13 protein-coding genes and 1 pseudogene are annotated in these 20,151 nt (G+C 37.4%); 7 read left to right on the top strand and 7 right to left on the bottom strand.

The window, feature by feature from the left end; all coding sequences use genetic code 11:
* Positions 1-40: 40 nt before the first annotated feature.
* The 3 genes from ileS to hemJ form a co-directional block, all read right to left on the bottom strand.
* Positions 41-3,427: an isoleucine--tRNA ligase gene (gene ileS / locus ACFZP3_RS06875; protein ID WP_386087116.1), complete on the bottom strand. Its 3,387-nt coding sequence runs from the start codon at positions 3,425-3,427 to the stop codon at positions 41-43.
* A 334-nt stretch (positions 3,428-3,761) separates the two neighbouring features.
* Positions 3,762-5,081, bottom strand: a complete 1,320-nt coding sequence (miaB, locus tag ACFZP3_RS06870) for a tRNA (N6-isopentenyl adenosine(37)-C2)-methylthiotransferase MiaB (protein ID WP_264688421.1) — start codon at positions 5,079-5,081, stop codon at positions 3,762-3,764.
* Between the two features lie 269 nt (positions 5,082-5,350).
* Positions 5,351-5,779, bottom strand: a complete 429-nt coding sequence (hemJ, locus tag ACFZP3_RS06865) for a protoporphyrinogen oxidase HemJ (RefSeq protein ID WP_253302778.1) — start codon at positions 5,777-5,779, stop codon at positions 5,351-5,353.
* A gap of 65 nt (positions 5,780-5,844) precedes the next feature.
* Here hemJ and pdhA point away from each other — a divergent pair, with 65 nt between their 5' ends.
* The 4 genes and pseudogenes from pdhA to ACFZP3_RS06845 all read left to right on the top strand — a co-directional run bounded on the left by pdhA (position 5,845) and on the right by ACFZP3_RS06845 (position 8,965).
* A complete protein-coding gene (gene pdhA / locus ACFZP3_RS06860; RefSeq protein WP_386086980.1) occupies positions 5,845-6,825 on the top strand; it encodes a pyruvate dehydrogenase (acetyl-transferring) E1 component subunit alpha in 981 nt (326 codons plus the stop codon).
* Between the two features lie 161 nt (positions 6,826-6,986).
* Positions 6,987-7,217: a hypothetical protein gene (locus tag ACFZP3_RS06855; protein ID WP_264688224.1), complete on the top strand. Its 231-nt coding sequence runs from the start codon at positions 6,987-6,989 to the stop codon at positions 7,215-7,217.
* A 304-nt stretch (positions 7,218-7,521) separates the two neighbouring features.
* Positions 7,522-8,537 (top strand): annotated as a pseudogene (locus ACFZP3_RS06850) (IS110 family transposase).
* Positions 8,538-8,830: 293 nt separating this feature from the next.
* Positions 8,831-8,965, top strand: a complete 135-nt coding sequence (locus tag ACFZP3_RS06845; protein WP_265017381.1) for a hypothetical protein — start codon at positions 8,831-8,833, stop codon at positions 8,963-8,965.
* A gap of 545 nt (positions 8,966-9,510) precedes the next feature.
* On the opposite strand, the gene ccmA is transcribed toward ACFZP3_RS06845, so the two are convergent.
* Positions 9,511-10,134: a heme ABC exporter ATP-binding protein CcmA gene (gene ccmA, locus ACFZP3_RS06840; RefSeq protein WP_253309471.1), complete on the bottom strand. Its 624-nt coding sequence runs from the start codon at positions 10,132-10,134 to the stop codon at positions 9,511-9,513.
* Positions 10,135-10,137: 3 nt separating this feature from the next.
* Positions 10,138-10,569, bottom strand: coding sequence for a hypothetical protein (locus ACFZP3_RS06835; RefSeq protein WP_253309472.1), 432 nt, complete (start codon positions 10,567-10,569; stop codon positions 10,138-10,140).
* A 195-nt stretch (positions 10,570-10,764) separates the two neighbouring features.
* On the opposite strand from ACFZP3_RS06835, the gene aspS reads away from it, so the two are divergent.
* A complete protein-coding gene (aspS, locus tag ACFZP3_RS06830) occupies positions 10,765-12,567 on the top strand; it encodes an aspartate--tRNA ligase (RefSeq protein ID WP_253309964.1) in 1,803 nt (600 codons plus the stop codon).
* Positions 12,568-12,602: 35 nt separating this feature from the next.
* Positions 12,603-13,865 (top strand): MFS transporter, encoded by a 1,263-nt coding sequence (locus tag ACFZP3_RS06825; RefSeq protein WP_253309473.1) that lies wholly within the window; start codon positions 12,603-12,605, stop codon positions 13,863-13,865.
* Between the two features lie 7 nt (positions 13,866-13,872).
* Here the strand turns inward: ACFZP3_RS06825 and ACFZP3_RS06820 are convergent, their stop codons facing one another.
* A complete protein-coding gene (locus tag ACFZP3_RS06820; protein WP_253309474.1) occupies positions 13,873-14,832 on the bottom strand; it encodes an RluA family pseudouridine synthase in 960 nt (319 codons plus the stop codon).
* A gap of 175 nt (positions 14,833-15,007) precedes the next feature.
* Between ACFZP3_RS06820 and ACFZP3_RS06815 the strand changes: the two genes are divergently transcribed.
* The gene (locus ACFZP3_RS06815) at positions 15,008-16,303 is read left to right on the top strand and encodes a Na+/H+ antiporter NhaC family protein (protein WP_386086981.1); all 1,296 of its coding nucleotides are present in this window, start codon (positions 15,008-15,010) and stop codon (positions 16,301-16,303) included.
* Positions 16,304-17,343: 1,040 nt separating this feature from the next.
* Here the strand turns inward: ACFZP3_RS06815 and ppdK are convergent.
* Complete coding sequence (gene ppdK, locus ACFZP3_RS06810; protein WP_386087117.1) at positions 17,344-20,079, bottom strand: pyruvate, phosphate dikinase; 2,736 nt, start codon at positions 20,077-20,079, stop codon at positions 17,344-17,346.
* Positions 20,080-20,151: the final 72 nt, after the last annotated feature.

Here is a 20,151-nt window from a genome sequence, read left to right as displayed (position 1 = left end):
ATAGCATAAATACTGACAATCTTGCAACTTTATTAAAAATCTAACGCTCAATGCTAACATTTAAATCCTGATATTCCTTAGAATAAAAGTTAGTTCCAACTTCTGTATTAATGTCCAAAGATAAGGCAAGGGTCTGCTCTTTTATATATTCAATCCACGTATTTATTGCTTCCTTAATTTTCTCATCTTCTGTTTTGATTATTACTCTGATTCTATCGGACATATGAAAATCAGCTTGTTTCCTAGTTTCCTGAATGAGCCTCACTACATCTCTTGCAAGCCCTTCTAGAATCAATTCATCATTTAAAGTAGTGTTTAGGATAACAACCCCTTTGTTGTTATCAAATACAGAGGAGAATTCACTGTTTGCTTTTAATAATAGTTCATATTCGCCTTTTTCTATGATATAATTTTCTGACTCGTCCCCCAAAAATATGAGACCTCTTTCTGTCATTCCAGCGCGTGACGCTGGAATCTGCGTCTGGATCCCAGTGTCAGCTACTCGGATGACACCGGATTCAACTTGTTTCCACTTTCCTTGTTTAACATATTGAACCAGTGTCTTAATCTTCTCCGGAATTCTTTTTCCAAGCACAGGGAAGTTGAGTTTTAACTCTAGTGATGCAATATCTTCAAGTCTGTTTACTAACTTCAGTTTTTTTACATTTACCTCATCTTTTATCATCTCTTGGTACTCATTTGAGTTTTCAGCACACTGGATCCCAGTGTCACGCACTGGGATGACAGAAAACAGCTCACCTTCAAGAAAACTACAGGAAGACTGATGATAAATGATCATACTGCCAAGTGGCTGTCTGATACGTATATTAAAAGTGTTTCTAATAGAGAGTGCAGAGTTACATATCTCTCTCACTAGATCCATTTTGGCAATGAGCTGACTATCAAACTTCTCTAATTGTGGGAAATCAGCCAAATGAACAGATGTTTCTTCATACTTAAGCCCTTGCCATATATTCTCTGTTATAAGTGGCAACAAAGGGGCTGCAGCTCTTAGTATGTAATAAAAAACCGTATATAGAACATTATAAGCATCAGTTTTATCCTGATCCAAATCACTTTTCCAAAAACGCTCGCGACTGCGACGAATATACCAATTATTTAGCACTTCAAAAAAGTTCATCAAAATTTTGCAAGCCTCTTGGGAGTTATAGCTGTTCATAGAAGTTTGGATACTTTCTACAGCTTCAAAACATTTGGAAATCATGTAGCGATCAATAGTACTTTGATAATCCTTACAAACTTCAGCTTTAATTCCATCTGCATTTGCATACATGGTAAAAAAGTGATAACTGTTCCAAATAGGTTTTATTACGTTTTTCAGAACGTCTCGTACTAAATTCCCTTCTTTATCAAGTAGCAAATTACCACCACAAACAATAGATCCAGAAAGCATAAGAAAACGCAGTGCATCAGAACCGTATCTATCAAAAACCTCCATTGGATCTGCATAGTTATTCAAATGCTTGGACAATTTTTGCCCTTTTACATCCAAAACAACACCGTGGCATATGCAGTTCTTAAATGGTTCCCTATCAAACAAAGCAGTGGACAATACAAAGAGCGTATAAAACCACCCCCTGGTTTGCGCTATGTATTCAGTGATAAAATCTGCAGTTTCAAACCACTCCTTATTTTCAAACGGATAGTGGACTTGTGCGAATGGCATCGAGCCAGATTCAAACCAGCAGTCAAATACGTCAGGCACACGACGCATAACTGATTTTCCTGTTGGATCATCAGGATTTGGCCTCGTTAAAGTATCGATAAATGGTCTGTGCAAATCATCTACTTTAACATTAAAATCTCGCTCTAGTTCTTCTATCGAACCATATACATCCACTCTTGGATATCTTGTATCATCTGATTGCCACACAGGAATCGGAGTACCCCAGAATCGATTGCGTGAAATTGACCAGTCGTGTGCCCCTTCAAGCCATTTTCCAAATTGACCATCTCTAATGTGGTTTGGTATCCAATTAACTCTCTTATTTAGCTCTACCATTCTGCTTTTGAATTTTGTAACGGCAACATACCAAGAAGGCATAGTGCGATAGATCAAAGGAGTGTCAGTTCTCCAGCAGTGTGGATAATTGTGAATATATTGTTCAGTTTTGAACCAGTTTCCTTGTTCTTTCAATTTTTTTATTACTGTATCATTGGTATCAAAAACATGAACCCCTGCCAAATCTGAAACTTCAGCAGTAAATTTTCCACTGTTATCAATTGGACAAATAACTGGAATATCATGGCTTTGGCAAAGGTAAAAATCTTCCTCACCAAATCCAGGAGCAGTGTGTACAACGCCAGTACCATCTTCTCCTGTAACATAATCAGCAACAAAAACACGGAATGCATTCTTTGTATCTTTAAAGTAATCAAACAGCGGCTTATAGGAAAGGCCTGCAAGATCATTCGCTTTAAGTTTTATATTGCAGTTTTCATATGGAATATTGTTTTGTTCAGAGTGGCTGATAAATTTTTCTAGGTAGCTTTCAGCGAAAATATAAATTTCACTCTTCACTGAACTCCTTTCATTAACTTCTGTCATCCCAGTGCTTCGACACTGGGATCCAGAAATAGATTCCAGCGTCACGCGCTGGGATGACACCAAAGAGTGGACTGACACTGCACAATACTTGATGTCCTTTCCTATCGCCAATGCCAGATTGCTAGGAAGAGTCCAAGGAGTTGTAGTCCAAGCAAGTAATTTACATTTTTGTTTAACACTTTTAAACTGCTGTGGGTTTTCTAAAAGCTCAAATGCAACAGTTACAGCTTTGCTAGTCTTTTCTCTATATGCGTTATCAAGCCTTGTTTCAAAATTGGATAATGGAGTTTCGCACGCCCAGCTATATGGAACAACGCGTACTGATTCATACACTAGACCCTTATCATAAAGCTGTTTAAATGCCCACATGACCGACTCCATGAATGATTTATCCATGGTTTTATAGTCATTATGAAAATCCACCCACCTTGCCTGCCTATTGACATATTTTTCCCACTCTGATGAAAATCTCATTACAGAAGTACGACAATGGTTATTGAATTTTTCAATGCCGAATTTTTCTATCTCAGTTCTACCAGATATTCCAAGTTCTTTTTCTGCACCCATCTCAGCCGGTAATCCATGGCAATCCCAACCAAATCTACGTTCAACCCTTTTTTGAAGCATAGTTTGATATCTTGCAAATGCGTCTTTGATGAAACCAGTGAGTAAATGTCCATAATGTGGAAGTCCATTTGCAAACGGAGGCCCATCATAAAACACAAAACAATTATCCTTGGAACGTTCTCCAACTGACCGCTCAAAAACTTTATTTTCCTGCCAAAATTTTATGATTTCTTTTTCTAACGACGAAAAATCAGGACTACTTACTGTATCAGGATAATGCTTTGACTTCATGTTCATTTTGACCGGATAAAGCCAAAGAATACAGGGCTTTCTAGAAAATTACAAATGCAAAAAGAAACAAACTTATTCCTGCACCCCACACCCTATAGCTAACACAATCCCACGTCATACCGCGATTCATTCGCGGTATCTCAGCTTAACCGTCATATCGTCACGGTATCTCTAGATCCCGCTAACAAGTAGCGGGATGACGGTTGTCGGTAAACCTAAATTACTTTAGCTATAGTTGATAAACTTGAAATAAACTACGTGAAGTACTTCTATCTTGTTCTATAGGGGTACTTTCTCTCAATCAAAATAATTCTCTGACGGATGTCCAACAGAGCTATCCTGCACCACACCCCAACAAACTATTCTGCCGAGCTTCCAATACCTTCACATTTACTATTTTATCTCTATACTTCCCTTCAGGATCATCAATGCACACTGATTGCATATATGGGCTTTTACCAATAATTTGGTTTTGGTGTTTGCCTTTTTTATCACTGAACAAAGCAGGTATAGTTTTGCCTACCATACTCTGGTTAAACTCAAGTTGTTGCTTACTAATTAATTTCTGTAAACGAAGAAGGCGTTCTGTTTTAACCTCTTCTGGTACTTGATCTTTTCTTTCTGCTCCTGGTGTACCTGGTCTTGGGCTATATTTAAAGCTATAAGCCTGAGCATATCTAATTTTTTCTACTAATTTTACAGTTTCTTCAAAATCTTTTTCGGTTTCTCCAGGAAAACCAACAATAAAATCAGAAGAAAATTCGATTTCAGGTTTCAATTTGCGAAATCTGTCTATTATTTCCAAATACTCCTCTGCAGTGTGCTTTCTGTTCATCGCGTGCAATATTTTATTCGAACCTGACTGCACAGGCAGGTGAATAAATGGCATGAGTTTTGGCTCTTCCGCATGTGCCAAGTAGAGAGATTCATGCATATCTCTTGGATGAGAAGTTGTATAACGAATCCTCTCTAGCTTTTCAATTTTAGCAATATGACTAACTAATTTGCCTAAATCCCACACTTCCCCTTCGCATTTCCCATGGTAAGCATTGACATTCTGACCAAGCAAATTGATTTCCTTCGCCCCATTTGCAACTAATTTCAATGCTTCACGAAATATTTCATTCACTGGCCGTGAATACTCAGCTCCACGAGTATATGGTACTACACAAAACGTACAAAATTTATCACAACCTTCTTGTATGGCAAGAAACGCAGAAGACCCCTGGCTATTGCCATAGCATTCATCTGGCAATTTATCAAACTTTGCAACTTCAGGAAAATCAGTGTTTATTACATGACCTTTACTTCTGCTTGCTTTGACTATCAGCTCCGGTAAGGTAGCGATACTCTGCGGACCAACAACAATATCAACAAAAGGAGCCCTTCTGAATACTTCTTCTCCCTCTGCTTGCGCTACACATCCAGCCACCACTATAGTAATTTCTTTTCGTGACGAATGAATCTTCCCGAGCTCAGAATAAAGCTTTTCTGCTGCCTTCTCTCTAATGTGACAAGTGTTCAGTATCACCAAATCAGCTTTTTCTGCATCACTAACAACGTTGAACCCCAAAGGTTTAATTATATTTTCCATTAAAACGGAGTCATAAACGTTCATCTGACAGCCGTAAGTTTTAATATATAGGCCTTTCATATTTGGTATGTCTTTTTCAAAACCCTACATATAATCACATTAAATGTCCAACAGACCAGCGCGTGACGCTAGTGAACTTGCTAGCACAATAGATTTTTATAAAATTGGATCCCAATGTCAAGCACACAGCTATTGCAACTCGACTTCACCAGTATCCCTGTAAAAATCATTGGTAAACCTCAGTAACTTTAGCTTATGTTATTTTCAAAAAAGTCAAAAATGAAAATAGAAGAGTAGCTGAGCTTTCTGCTTTTTCTGGGTAAGGTCAGTCAAAAAGGTTTTACAACAACCATAATAACTATAACTATTATCAATACTGTAACTGCTTCATTTAAAACACGAAAATAAACGTGTTTTTTTTCATTTGAACCCATTGCAAAATTTTTCCTATATTTTGCAAGTAGCATATGAATAATTAACATCAAAAGTATTGCAAATGCTTTTACATGAAACCATCCTTCACGATATGCTTCCCTAATAACCATTAATGTGATTCCAAGACCAAGTGAGAAAAGCATTGCAGGGTTTATGATATATCTAAGTAGCCTCTTTTCCATTGTTTGAAGCAAGCTATCATTTTCCGATCCCGGTTTTACAGTTGCGTGGTAGACATAAAGCCTGGGTAAATAAAGCATACCTGCCATCCACATAATGGCGGAGATAACGTGAAAAGCTTCAAGCCAGTGGTAGTAATCCATTGAGATTTATTACAAAATGTTAAAAATTTCTGATATTATTTTAGTTTAATGAAAAAGAAATCGATATGAAAGCAGAAAATTTCACTAAAGAACAGATAATTGGATTCTACATGAAAATGCTACTCATACGCAGATTTGAAGAAAAAGCAGGACAATTATATGGAATGGGATTAATAGGTGGGTTCTGTCACCTATCAATAGGGCAAGAAGCAGTTGCAGTTGGAACTCAAGCTGCATCAAAATTAGGTGACGCTTTTATCACAAGTTATAGAGACCATGGCTTAATGCTCGCATGTAATTCTGATCCAAATGTTGTAATGGCAGAACTCACTGGCAAAGAAACAGGATGCTCGAAAGGTAAAGGTGGTTCGATGCACGTATTTGACGTTGCAAAAAAATTCTTCGGCGGACATGGAATAGTGGGGGCACAAGTTCCAATTGGCACAGGAATAGCATTTGCTAATAAATATAAGAAAAGAGACAACGTGGTATTCACGTATTTTGGTGACGGTGCTGTAAATCAAGGGCAAACATATGAATCATTTAATATGGCAGCTTTATGGAAGTTACCTGTAGTTTATATTATAGAGAATAACGGATATGCAATGGGTACTTCTGTAGAAAGATCCACTTTGGTAACTGAGCTATATAAAAAAGGAGAAAGTTTTGGTATTCCTGGAAAACAAGTTGATGGAATGGATTTTTTCTCTGTTTATGCGGCTACAAGCGAAGCAGCGGAACACACACGCAGCGGAAAAGGGCCTATCCTGCTTGAAATGAAGACATATCGATATCGCGGCCATTCGATGTCAGATCCTGCTACTTATCGCTTAAAAGAAGAAGTTGAAGATATGAAGCAAAATCATGACCCTATAGGCACTTTAAAGAAATACATGATAGATAATAAAATTGCTTCAGAAGAAGAATGTAAAGTAATTGATAAGGAAGTACGTGATTTAGTAAAAAAGTCGGAAGATTTTGCCAAAAATAGTAAAGAACCAAGCGTTGATGAGTTGTATACTGATGTTTATAAATTTGTTAGCTAAGTAGGCTTCTTTTTTTTTATCCAGGTGGCAACTAACTGTACGAACATTGTATAGTAAACGATGTCATTCAAGTAGCTCCTTCTCCCGTCATCTAAGTAGCCTTCTTCTTGTCATCCGAGTAGCTGAAACTGATTCCTTTATGACGGCCCAGTGCCCTCTTCTTGTCATCCCAGTGCCCTGACTACTTGGATCCAGGAAAAAGAATGGTGTCATCCCAGTGCCCCGACACTGGGATCCAGAAAAGTTTGCTTGTAAGCAAGCAAACTAGCATAGAAAGTGGTTACAACATTTTCGATGAGATTATATGGAAAACTGGATCCCAGTGTCTGGGCACTGGGATGACAGCAGTCCTACGTCATACCGCGATTCATTCGCGGTATCTCTTAACATAGATCCCGCTAACAAGAAGCGGGATGACGGTTGTCAGGGTGTCATCCGAGTAGCCTCTTTCTTGTTATCCGAGTAGCCCCTTCTTGTATCTTGTCAAAAGCATCTAATGTTTTAAGCTTAAGCATTAGGTGGAGAAGGGAGGAACTCTGTGCTTCTTCTTAGATATAAAATCTGTAGAGGAGATAAGAATTCCCTTCTCAAAAGTATAGGCTGGAAGGTATCGTAGAAAGACCTGAATGGTTCTAATTCTGTATTCACAAGACTAGCCTTACTTTTCATTTTTAATGGTAACGTATGGGGTTATATATGATCAACAACTTTTTGGGCATAGATATATCAAAAGATCGCTTTGATGTTTTTCTCTCATTTATAAGCAAAAAAGGAAAGCGTGAAACTAGAAAAAGAAGCTTTAAGAACGATGGTTTCAAAGTCTACTGAATTTTCTACACAAACATAATGTAGAAAAAGTAAAAACCTGCATGGAATCTACTGGTTGTTATAGCGAAGCACTGGCTGAATTTCTACACAATGCTGGACATTTTGTAAGTGTTGTAAATCCTTATTGCATAAAATCTTATGCAAGGAGTAAGCTGATACGACAAAAGAATGATCAGACCGATGCAGAAGTTATTGCTGATTATTGCCAAAGACAGGAACCTTCTAGTTGGACACCACCTTCTCCTGAAATGAAAAAATTAAAACATCTTTATCGTTGCTCAGTTGCGTTAAAAGATGAGTTAACATTAGTAAATAACCACTTAGAAAAAAAAGAGAGACTGCCTAAAGAAGTTGCAAATGCTTGGGAAGACCTTGCAATGAATATAGCTCAAAAAATAGAAACAATAAAAAACTCCGTACGTGAACTATTAAATCAACACAAAGAATTGTTGGAAAATTTTCAACTTCTATTGACTATTCCAGGCATAGGAGAAGAATCAGCAATAGCTATTTTAGCTGAAGTTTCTGATATAGAGGTTTTTAGAGATGCCAGGCAATTGGCAGCATATACAGGAGTTATACCACGAAATATGACGTCAGGTTCCTCTGTATATGCCAAACCCAGATTAAGTAAATCCGGTTCACAAACATTACGTAAGGCACTTTTCTTTCCTGCCATAGTAGCTAAGAATCACAATCCTATCATTATGAGCTTTTGCCAAAGATTAAAGGAAAAGGGTAAGCATAATATGGCCATCGTTGGTGCTGCAATGCGTAAGCTACTCCATATCATTTTCGGTATTCTGACATCCAAAAGTGCTTTTGATCCTAACCATATCAAAAACTACAGGGCTAGGAGGTTGACTGAAGGTTTAGTACTTTAAAATCAAAAATGCTTCCTATCTATCTTATGTAAAGTGGTATCTTACACAAATTTATTGAATGTTGTTGGTTAGTGGATATGTTGATAAGTAAACTTCATCTGTTTTGTGCGTATAAAACTAATTTACTTATCAACATATCCACTAACTATAATCTGTGTACTGTTACACAATTGGAAGTATTTTTTGATTTTATGATGCAACTTGGGAAATTTTTATAATTTTTTTGTTGACTAACAAGACGGTATCTCCTGTCATCCCAGTGCTCTTTTTTTGTCATCCGAGTAGTCCCTTTTTTGTCATCCCAGTGCCCCGACACTGGGATCCAGAAAAGTTTGCTTGTAAGCAAGCAAACTAGCATAGAAAGTGGTTACAACATTTTCGATGAGATTATATGGAAAACTGGATCCCAGTGTCAAGCACTGGGATGACAGCAGTCCTACGTCATACCGCGATTCATTCGCGGTATCTCTTAACATAGATCCCGCTAACAAGCAGCGAGATGAAGATTATCGTTTAGCTATAAATATTTAAGAAATTTACCAAACGAAAAAAAAGGCAAAAGAAGCCCTAGTCATTGTCTATTTTCAGTATTTGGCGTTTTTTAAGTCTTAAACACTGCAACTAACCTACGCTGCAAATGTTTAAGAAATTTACTAAGCAGAAAAAAAGGCAAAAGAAACCCCGTGTTAGCTAGTTGTCACTCTCTAATCCTGCAAATTGGCGTACTATACTGTCTTAAACGACTTATAAGCGCGTTTCAGCTTATATAGGTAAAAACCCAGAAATGTTGTGAAGAAATAAGGTGCACATAGTGCAAAAAATTAAAAATAAGACGCCAACTACGTTGTTTTCTTGCTGTTTAATCTGCACAGATGAAGATAACTGAATACCTTCACTATCATGATAAGGGGGATGGCGGAGTTTGTCAAGGAAGTTTTTTCGTTTCTAACGGTTCTTAACGTGCTGCCAAAAACTATGCAAGAAGTCTATTGAAATCGCGTATATCAATCGTTGTAAAATCACACAATTGCTCTGTAGAGCTATGCCCTGTAATAATTACTATACCATTTTGCTCAGAGCGTATTGAGATTAGGTTCAGCACTAATTCACACGTTGCACTATCAAGATTACAAAATGGTTCATCTATCAGCCAAACGTTTGCATTAGAAATCAAGAGGCGAGCAAGTGCAACTCTTCTTCTCCAGCCTGCAGAAAGTTCGCCATATCTAATATTAATTACAGGCTGCAACTGCAAGCAACAAATAGCTGCCACAATCAATTCCCTAGTATTTCGTATTCCTGCCCAGAATTCTATGTTTTGGGCAACAGTTAAGCTATCTTTACAGGCATTCTTATGCCCTACGTAGACCATAGAAGGTATATAGGATTTTGGATCATCATATATGTCTTTTCCGCAGTACCTTATATTGCCTGATACCGGCGGTAAAAGTCCAGATAAACTTCTAATTAAGCTGGTTTTACCACTACCATTTGGACCAGTGATTAGAATCTTTGATTTTGGCTCAGCTTTAAAACTGAGATGTTTAAATAATACTTTGTTATTACGAGCGCAGGATAAATTTTCACATTCGAGCATGAATTATCTGCCCTTCCCCTTATGTTTACCTTGAGTTGAAGCCTGAGCTTTTACAAATAGCTCCCAAAATCCTTTCTTTCCGCCTTCTCTATGTATCAATTGTGCAAAACGCTGCATTAAACCATTACCCATCATAACCATCTTTGTCCATTTACCTACCGGTTTTGCTATGTCAACTATTTCTAGATCTTCTTTATAAACCTGTATATCTTTTTGCTTTTCGCGTAGCATTTCCTGTTGTTTCATCAACTCTTTTTGCTTATTTTTTTGATATAATTCGTTGAATTTTCTGTCTTCTTCCCACTCTTCTTTAAAAACTTTTCTAGGAAATATGATTTTTCTAATGCGATTTTTGTATATTTTTCTCAAAAAGAGAAATACTGCAGCTACAGCAAGTAATGTTACGCTATATAATATGATCTGTGTAAGTGGCATTTCCTGTATCTAATTCATTAAAAATACCCTTACTATTATACCATAATTATAGAAATTGTGCAATTTCTTTGCGGGTAAAGACAGTATAAAAGTAATACTGCTCTATTTCGTAAATTGGACAAATATCTGAGAATGGGCTTGTATGTAGTAAGGTTTATTTCTATACTTTTTAAAGAATTTAGAAGTAAAACAAATATGAACTGCTATAAAACTCACACGTGTGAAGAATTAAGGAAGAACGACGTAGAAAAGGAAGTTACCCTCTCTGGATGGTTATATCGTAAGCGCGATCACGGTAACTTAATTTTTGTTGATTTAAGAGACTTCTATGGAATCACTCAACTAGTATTTAATAATGATAAAGACTTTTTTGATGAGACATCAAATTTAAAATTGGAGAGTATAATTACTGTTACAGGAATAGTTGAAGCTAGAACTGAAGATACGGTAAACAGCTCTATCGCAACCGGAGAAATTGAGGTTGTAGTTAGCAATTTACACGTTGAATCAGAAGTTGAGTTCCACTGTGATGAAGAAATAGCAAAAGAAGAAAGAAGTATATTAGCGAGCATTGCTGGCGAACAAGAATACCCAGAAAATATGAGATTTAAATATCGTTTTCTTGATTTAAGGCGAGAAAACACCCGCAACAATATTATTCTGCGCTCACAAATTATTGCAGAACTCCGCAAGCTCATGATAGAGCAAGGGTTTTTGGAAATTCAGACTCCAATACTTACTGCTTCGTCCCCTGAAGGTGCACGTGATTATTTGGTGCCAAGCAGACTAAATCTTGGTAAATTTTATGCATTGCCGCAAGCTCCACAGATTTTTAAGCAATTGCTCATGGTTTCAGGGTTTGATAAATATTTTCAAATTGCACCGTGTTTCCGTGACGAAGACGCAAGGGCTGACCGTTCTCCGGGGGAGTTTTATCAACTAGATCTTGAAATGTCTTTTGTGACTCAAGAAGACATCTTTCAGATTATTGAGTCTACCTTATATAAAGTGTTTGCCAAATTTTCTTGCAAATCAGTTGATAAAGATTTTCCGCGCATTACATACAAAGACGCAATGCTCAAATATGGATCTGATAAGCCAGATCTGCGCAATCCATTATTAGTCAGCGATGTTACAGAAATTTTCCGTGATTCAGAGTTCAATATTTTCAAAAGCAATATTGAGCGCGGTATGGTAGTGAGAGCCATCCCTGCTCCTAAAACAGCAGAAGAACCACGCAGCTTCTTTGATAAAAAAATAGAACATGCGCAAAAAGAATTCGGCGCTAAGGGGCTTGGGTATATAACATTTGATAAGGACGGCATCGCAAAAGGGCCAATTGCTAAATTCCTTGATGAAAACAGGCTAAATTCTATAAAAGAAATAACGGATGTAAAGCCTGGAGATAGTGTATTTTTTGCTTCTGATAAGGAAAATGAAGCAGCAACAATTGCAGGGAAAGTGCGCACTCTTTTAGGGTCAGAACTCAGTCTTATAGATGATAATATCTTCAAGTTTTGTTGGATCATTGATTTTCCCTATTTTGTATATGACGATAAAAGTAAAAAAATCGATTTCTTTCATAACCCATTCTCCATGCCACATGGTGGCTTGAAAGATTTAGAGGACAAAAATCCACTGGATATCCTTGCTTACCAATATGATCTTGTTTGCAATGGAATAGAACTGTCAAGCGGGGCGATTCGTAGTAACAAGCTGGATATCATGTATAAGGCCTTTGCCATTGCAGGCTACAGCAAAGAAGAAGTTGATACAAAATTCGGTGCGCTCGTGCGTGCATTCAGGTTCGGAGTGCCGCCTCACGGCGGTATAGCACCAGGGGTTGACAGAATGGTTATGCTGCTTGCTGATGAGCCAAATATTCGTGAAGTAATCTGTTTTCCTATGAACCAGCAAGGTGAAGATGTTCTAATGGGTGCTCCTTCTGAAGTGGACAATAAACATTTACGTGAATTATCCTTAAAGGTTATTGAATAAAAATTTTTATAGCGGAGTGTGGTAAACCGAAAATCATGAACGATATTCAAAAAGCAATACTATCAAGCATAATCTGCAATATGATTATATGGTATGAAGTAACTCTATTTGGAGTTTTAACACATATAATAAGCAATGTTTTTTTTCCTTCAGAAAGCGATTATTTAAGCACAATCAAATTTCTTGGTAGTTTTGCAATTGGATTTGGATTTAGACCGCTTGGTGCGTTTATTTTTGGTTGCATTGGAGATAAGTACGGTAGGAGGAAAGTTTTGCTGACTTCCGTAATATTAGCTTCGATATCATCTACTGCAATTGCGGTCATACCAGGATTTAAAGAAATAGGAATATTTTCTCCTATATTACTTCTGCTTTGTAGAATAATACAAGGAATGGCAACAGGAGGGGAAACGAGTATCAATTCAGCCTTTTTAATAGAGCATTCAAGCGATAAAAAAAATCTAGGCTTTTTAGGTAGCATGAAAGCTTTTAGTGGTGCTCTTGGTTCTATTACATGTTTTGTAATGATAGCTATTTGCAAAAAATTTACAGGTGAAAATTATGAAATTTGGGGCTGGAGGTTGCTCTTCTATTTCTGCTTTATTATGGGCATAATAGGCTTCTTAATAAGATACATAATGGAAGAGAGCCTAGCATATAAAATTCATGATCAAAATAGAAGCTTATCTGATTCTCCATTTTTAGAATTAATCAGGGACTATAAAAAGGCATTTGTGCTAGCAATTGGGCTTGGCGTTGCCCAAAATGCAATCGTTTATTCAGCAATCATGTTTTACAACATATCTGTAAAAGAACTTATTCTCTCAGGCATCAATATTAAAAATGTAGTAAGGATTATAGTTGAAATTACATTTGGAGCGTCTGCAGTGCTGTTTGCAATACTGTCTGATAAAGTTGGAAGAAAAAATGTAATGATTCCTACATTAGTAGCTCTAGCTTGCGCCGGTTTGCCGGTACTTTCGCTATTATCGTATGATAATCACTATGTTATAACGCCCACTTATTGGCTAATAACCATACCAATAAGTGCATCTTTTGGAATATATAATTCTCTTGCTTGCGAGTTATTTCCAACGAAAGTTAGGTGCACGGGCTTTAGCCTCGCACATAACATATCTGCAGGAATATTTGGTGGCCTTTCTCCATCCATATGCATGTGGCTTATAGAAAAAACCGAAACAAAACTTGCAGCAGGCATTTATCTTACTGCCTGCGCATTAATTAGCCTAATATCTGTGCTTCAAATTAAAGCCAAAGACAGAAAAGTTGATTGGTGAAATCGTTTCAGTCGAAAAATAGCGCTTCAATGGATTTTTCGATGTGTTTAGTGATAGGAGCGGTGATAGTGATTTCTTTATTGTTTGGCAGTTTTAAAGATAAAGAATGCGAATGAAGGTGAATTTTATTTGCTATCCCATCAATAAAAGCTTTTTTACCACCATATTTACCGTCACCAAGAATAGGGCAATTTATATGAGCTAAATGTGCACGTAACTGATGGGTTCTGCCGGTAATTGGTTGTAATTTTAAATAAGCAACATTGTGTTTGGATTTTGCTATAATTGAAAAATGCGTAGTGGCATTCTGAGGTGAATTTTCATCAACGACCACTTTTTCTTGACCTGAAACATATTTTTTCACCAATGGATAGTCTATTGTTCCACTATCCTTGCTCGGTATGCCAGAAGTTAATGCTAAATAAGTTTTTTTTACTCTTCGTCCTTTAAATTCTTCCATAAGGTATCTGGCAACATTAGCGTTGCGTGCGAATATTATCACTCCACTCGTATCTCTATCTAGCCTATGGACAATTTTAAATGTTTCTCCCTCTCTTATTTGGTCAAGCAAATCACTCATGCTAATCTTTACTTTTACGCCACCTTGAACGATGACCCCTGCGGGCTTGTTTATAGCTAGTATATATTCGTCTTCATATAATATGTTCTCTCTTAGTAGATTCACTAACTTTTCATTATATTTGCGATCAGAATTAGCGTTCTCAATATAATTCAAGTGCTTCAGCGTTATAGTTTGTCCAGAATTTACTCTATCACTAGACTTTGCTTTGCAATCATCAACTTTGATTAACCCTTTCCTTAAAGATTTTTCAATTACAGATTGCTTTAGATCAGGAAAGATTCTTCTGATATACCTATCCAGCCTAACGTTATCGTCTTTTACTGATATGGTTTTTATATTCTCCATTACTTTATTTGGATGTATGCTAATATCAACTGTTTGCATGACATAAAATAAAGTATAGCACAAGATATAAACCCTTCGGCTACATGTGCTATTTATTTAGTAGATTAAATATGAAGTTTAAAACTCTGCTGTCAACTTCCTGCAAAACTAGTGAAAACCAAACTTGCTTAAAACCACTTAATTAGTTATAGTCGTAAGTTTGAGGTACAGTAAAATGACAGCTTTTGTCCCTTTGATTGTTTTTTTAATCTTGTACCTTGGAAGTGGTGCTTATTTTTCTTTTATCGGAACTGATAATCCACTTCATCAGGTTTCACCAGTAATCTGCTTGTTACCAGCGCTATTTTTTGCTGTCTCACGTGGTACAAATAAAATTCAGCATAACATCGATACTGTTATCAAGGGCATGGGTGACAAAAATACCCTTACTATGTGTTTAATTTTTTTATTTTCTGGAGCATTTTCTGCGGTTACTCAATCAATTGGTAGCGCAGACACTGTTGCTAATTTAATTCTTAATTTCCTTCCAGCAAGATTAATGCTGCCTGGAGTATTTTTGGCTTCTGCTTTTATTTCAACTGCAATTGGTACATCTATGGGAGTTGTTGCGCTGATGGTACCTATAGCTGTTAATCTGGCAAAAAGTGGAGCTTTTGGCCTTGAAATAGGAACTGCAACTGTAGTAGGTGGTGCCGTGTTTGGTGACAACCTCTCAATGATATCTGATACCACCATTGCATCTGTTTCTTCACAGGGAGCTTCAGCAAAAGATAAACTTAAAATAAACTCTAAGGTTGCATTTACTGCAGGTATTATAACACTCACCTATCTGGCAGTGATTTCAAGTAGTACAAAAATTATTTCTATATCAAATTTAGATTATTATTCTATAATAAAAATTATTCCTTATATTTCTTTAATAATCATGGGGCTGCTTGAAGTCACCACTTTAGTAACAATAACTGTAAACATAATTATTGCTGGTGTGCTAGGAATAGCTTTTTTTGATTATGCCATCGTTCAATTTCCTCATGACGTGTACGACGGTTTCAAAAAAGTAAACGAAATAGTAATATTTGCTCTATTTATCGGTGGGTTGAGCCATATCATGTACAAACAAGGTCAAAAAGCGTTGCATAAACTCATCGATGAAAGCAATATCACAAAAACTAAAGCTGAATTTTTGATAGCAGGAATTGCGTCTATGTTTACTACCTTAGTTGCCAATAATACCATTGCTATTTTACTAAGTGGTGGCATTGCAAAAAGACTCGCACAGAAACACGATATTGTACCATACCGCAGTGCATACTTATTAGATATTTTTGCTTGTGCTACAAAAGGCATCTTACCTTATGGTTCTCAACTATTGCTGGCAGGTAGCATCGCCTTTGTATCACCTGTTTCTTTATTAACACAGGTATATTACTGCTTTATTTTAGCAGCAGTTACAATAGGCGAAATAATCATCAACAGCAGAAAAGAGAAACATCGTGCGGCTGCAACTTAGAGTTTCTCTTTTTTTTACCCATAAGGAACGGAATTACTTGACAAACTCCGCCAGCCCCCTTATCATGAAACTGAACGTATTCAGTTATCTTCATCTGTGCAGATTAAACAGCAAGAAAACAACGTAGTTGGCGTCTTATTTTTAATTTTTTGCACTATGTGCACTCTATGTCTTCACAACATTTCTGGGTTTTTACCTATATAAGCTGAAACGCGCTTATAAGTCGTTTAAGACAGTATAGTACGCCAATTTGCAGGATTAGAGAGTGACAACTAGCTAACACGGGGTTTCTTTTGCCTTTTTTTCTGCTTAGTAAATTTCTTAAACATTTGCAGCGTAGGTTAGTTGCAATTAAAAGCAGCTAAATTGCAGTGTTTAAGACTTAAAAAACGCCAAATACTGAAAATAGACAATGACTAGGGCTTCTTTTGCCTTTTTTTTTCATTTGGTAAATTTCTTAAATATTTATGGCTAAACGACAACCGTCATCCCGCTACGTGTTAGCGGGATCTCTTGTTAGCGGCTGAGATACCGCGAATGAATCGCGGTATGACGGTTAAGTATCCCGCTACGTGTTAGCGGCTAAGAGATACCGCGGCGGTATGACGGTGTAGATAGTAATTCGTCATCCCGCTACTTGTTAGCGGGATCTCTTGTTAGCGGCTGAGATACCGCGAATGAATCGCGGTATGACGGTTAAGTAGGGTGTCATCCCAGTCTGGAATCTAGTCTTGATTATGCAGCCACTTATTTAAAGTTAAGTTTCCTGGATCCCATTGTCTGGGCACTGGGATGACGAGAAAGGAGCACTGGGATGACAGAAGAAGGAGGCTACTTACATGACATCATTCTTTTTCCTGGATCCAAGTAGTCTGGGCACTGGGATGACATCATAGAGGCGCTGGCCCTGACAATCGTCATCCCGCTACGTGTTAGCGCCGCGGCGGTATAACGGTTAAGTAGGGTGTCATTCCAGTGCTTGACACAGTTGTCTAAGTGAGGAAAGTCACCAGTGGTTATATTATTGCTATATTTCTCACTTACCCAACAAACTTAGATTTTACACTAAACTGTGCTGCCACTAACTTTGCAACCGGTACTCTATAGGGTGAGCATGAAACATAATCCACCCCTGATTCGATGAGAAACTCTATAGATTTTGGATCTGCTCCATGCTCTCCACATATACCTAGTTTTATTTCTTTTCGGGTTTTTTTGCCTCTTTCAATGGCTATCTTGATTAACTCCCCTACCCCTTCGATGTCCAGCACTTCAAATGGATCATTGTCAAATATATTGCTTTCCTTATAAGAATCGAGGAAATTAACTGAATCATCTCTTGAAAGTCCCATGGTTGTTTGCGTTAAATCATTAGTGCCAAAACTAAAAAACTCTGCATGTTTTGCTAACTTATCAGCAATCAGTGCTGCTCTTGGTAGTTCTATCATCGTTCCAATTGAATAAGCCTTGTCTGATGTCATTCCAGCGCGTGACGCTGGAATCTGCGTCTGGATTCCAGCTGAGATGACAGAGGATTCTTTCTTTGCTAGCTCGCATATCAGAATAAATTCTTTCTCATTCATTATAAAAGGGATCATGATCTCAGGCTTGATTTCTACACTTTTTTCCTTTTTTAGCTCATTTGCAGCACTAAGTATTGCCCTAATCTGCATGCTATATATTTCAGGATGAGAAATGGCAAGTCTACAACCTCGATGGCCAAGCATTGGGTTCTTTTCTGACAACTGTGCTATTTTATTTTTTACTGATTCAACTGACTTACTAAGTGATTTGGCGATTTTTTCTATAGTAGACTGATTATTGGGTAAAAATTCATGTAAGGGTGGATCAAGCAACCGTATAGTGACTTCCCTACCCTCCATAATAGAAAATATTTCTTTGAAATCAGACTTTTGCATTTCTTCCAGTTTAATGAGCGCATTTGCCCTTTCATTTTCATCGTCAGCTATTATCAACTTTTGAATGAATTCGATTCTATCACTAACGAAAAACATATGTTCTGTGCGACATAAGCCTATACCTTCTGCACCGAATTCTTTTGCAATTTTTGCATCTTTTGGAGTATCAGCGTTCGCTCTCACTTTGACCGTTTTGATTTCATCTATCCAGTTGATTATCGTTTTGAATTCTTGCGATAATTCAGGTGAAATTGTAGGAAGAATGCCAAGCATAATCTCCCCTGTTCCTCCGTTGATGGTAATTGGTTCACCTTTATTTACTTTTGTATCCCCCACAGAAAAGAAAGTTCCATCTTTATCGATATAAAGTCCACTTACACTGCAAATGCATGGCTTACCCATTCCACGGGTTACAACAGCAGCATGCGAGGTCATCCCTCCCCGTGCTGTTACTATGCCACTTGCAGCATTTATTCCATTAATATCTTCAGGACTCGTTTCTGACCTTACTAAAATCACTTTTTTACCCTGCTCTGCAGCTTTTTCAGCATCACTTGCACTAAACACTACATATCCAGAAGCAACCCCTGGAGAAGCCGGCAGTCCCTTCCCTATTACTTTTTGGTCACTCTTAACGTCAAGAACTGGATGCAATAAATTGTCAAAAGTTTTTGGATCAATTCTCAATATTCCTTCTTCTTTTGTAATCGTTCCTTCGTTTACCATATCAACTATTATGCGAATAGCAGCTTCAGCCGTGCGCTTGCCAGATCTAGTCTGCAAAATCCATAACTTACCGTCCTGCACAGTAAATTCGATATCCTGCATGTCTTTATAATGCCTTTCAAGTTTTTCACATACCACACATAATTCTCGGTAGACACTTGGCAGCAACTTCTCCATGGTGTTTTCTTGCTCTCCGTCAATTGGCATAGGAGTATAAACACCAGAAACCACATCCTCACCCTGAGCATTAACCAAAAACTCACCAAAAAGCTTTTTTTCTCCAGTTGAAGGATTTCGTGTAAATATCACACCAGTTGCAGAATTATCATTTAAATTACCGAAAACCATTGCTTGCACGTTGACCGCTGTTCCAAGGTTTTCAGGAATGTTATGTATTCTTCTATAGGAAACAGCCCTATCATTTTTCCAAGAGGTAAATACTGCATTAACTGAGTTTAACAATTGCTCTTCAACGTTCTGCGGAAAATGTTTTCCTGTTTTTTCATGTACTATCCTTTTGAAATTGTTAACAATTCTCTTTAAAACATCAACATCAAGATCAGCTAAGCTTTTTGCTCCACTCTTTTGCTGCTTATTATCAACAACATCTTGAAATAGGTGATGGTCAAGCTGTAGTACAACATTGGAGTACATCATAATGAAGCGGCAGTAGCTATCGTAAGCAAAACGTTCGCCACTTTTTTTTGCAAGCCCAACAACGGTTTCATCATTTAGACCAACATTTAAAATAGTATCAAGCATGCCCGGCATTGAACTAACACTACCAGAGCGTATTGAAACTAATAAGGGATTATTTAAATCCCCAAACTTACAACCGATGTCATTTTCGAGCATCGCCATGTAGTTTTTGATTTCACTACATATGTCATTCCAGTGCGTGACCACATTTTTTTCTGGATCCGAGTAGTCAGCTACTTGGATGACAGAAGATCTATTGTCTTGATAATAGACTTTGCAAGCAGAGGTGGAAATTGTGAAACCAGGTGGAACAGGAATGCCAACATTGCACATTTCTGCTAAATTTGCCCCCTTTCCTCCCAGCAGATTTTTCATTTCTGCATTGCCTTCGCATTTACCCTGGCTAAAGTAATGTATTAACTTTTCCCCCATCATTTTCTCCGGATTTTCACTGATAAACACATTGTACATATAGTTCCAATAAACCTGTGAAGACTTGAAACC

Source organism: Wolbachia endosymbiont (group A) of Norellia spinipes, from assembly GCF_964273535.1.
Note: the sequence above shows the minus strand (reverse complement) of the source record. Positions and strands in the feature narration are given on the sequence as shown.

Coding starts and splice junctions, on each gene's coding strand:
- ileS (WP_386087116.1), bottom strand. CDS start 3,427: ATGAAGTCAAAGCATTATCCTGATACAGTAAGTAGTCCTGATTTTTCG.
- miaB (WP_264688421.1), bottom strand. CDS start 5,081: ATGAAAGGCCTATATATTAAAACTTACGGCTGTCAGATGAACGTTTAT.
- hemJ (WP_253302778.1), bottom strand. CDS start 5,779: ATGGATTACTACCACTGGCTTGAAGCTTTTCACGTTATCTCCGCCATT.
- pdhA (WP_386086980.1), top strand. CDS start 5,845: ATGAAAGCAGAAAATTTCACTAAAGAACAGATAATTGGATTCTACATG.
- ccmA (WP_253309471.1), bottom strand. CDS start 10,134: ATGCTCGAATGTGAAAATTTATCCTGCGCTCGTAATAACAAAGTATTA.
- ACFZP3_RS06835 (WP_253309472.1), bottom strand. CDS start 10,569: ATGCCACTTACACAGATCATATTATATAGCGTAACATTACTTGCTGTA.
- aspS (WP_253309964.1), top strand. CDS start 10,765: ATGAACTGCTATAAAACTCACACGTGTGAAGAATTAAGGAAGAACGAC.
- ACFZP3_RS06825 (WP_253309473.1), top strand. CDS start 12,603: ATGAACGATATTCAAAAAGCAATACTATCAAGCATAATCTGCAATATG.
- ACFZP3_RS06820 (WP_253309474.1), bottom strand. CDS start 14,832: ATGCAAACAGTTGATATTAGCATACATCCAAATAAAGTAATGGAGAAT.
- ACFZP3_RS06815 (WP_386086981.1), top strand. CDS start 15,008: ATGACAGCTTTTGTCCCTTTGATTGTTTTTTTAATCTTGTACCTTGGA.
- ppdK (WP_386087117.1), bottom strand. CDS start 20,079: ATGGGGGAAAAGTTAATACATTACTTTAGCCAGGGTAAATGCGAAGGC.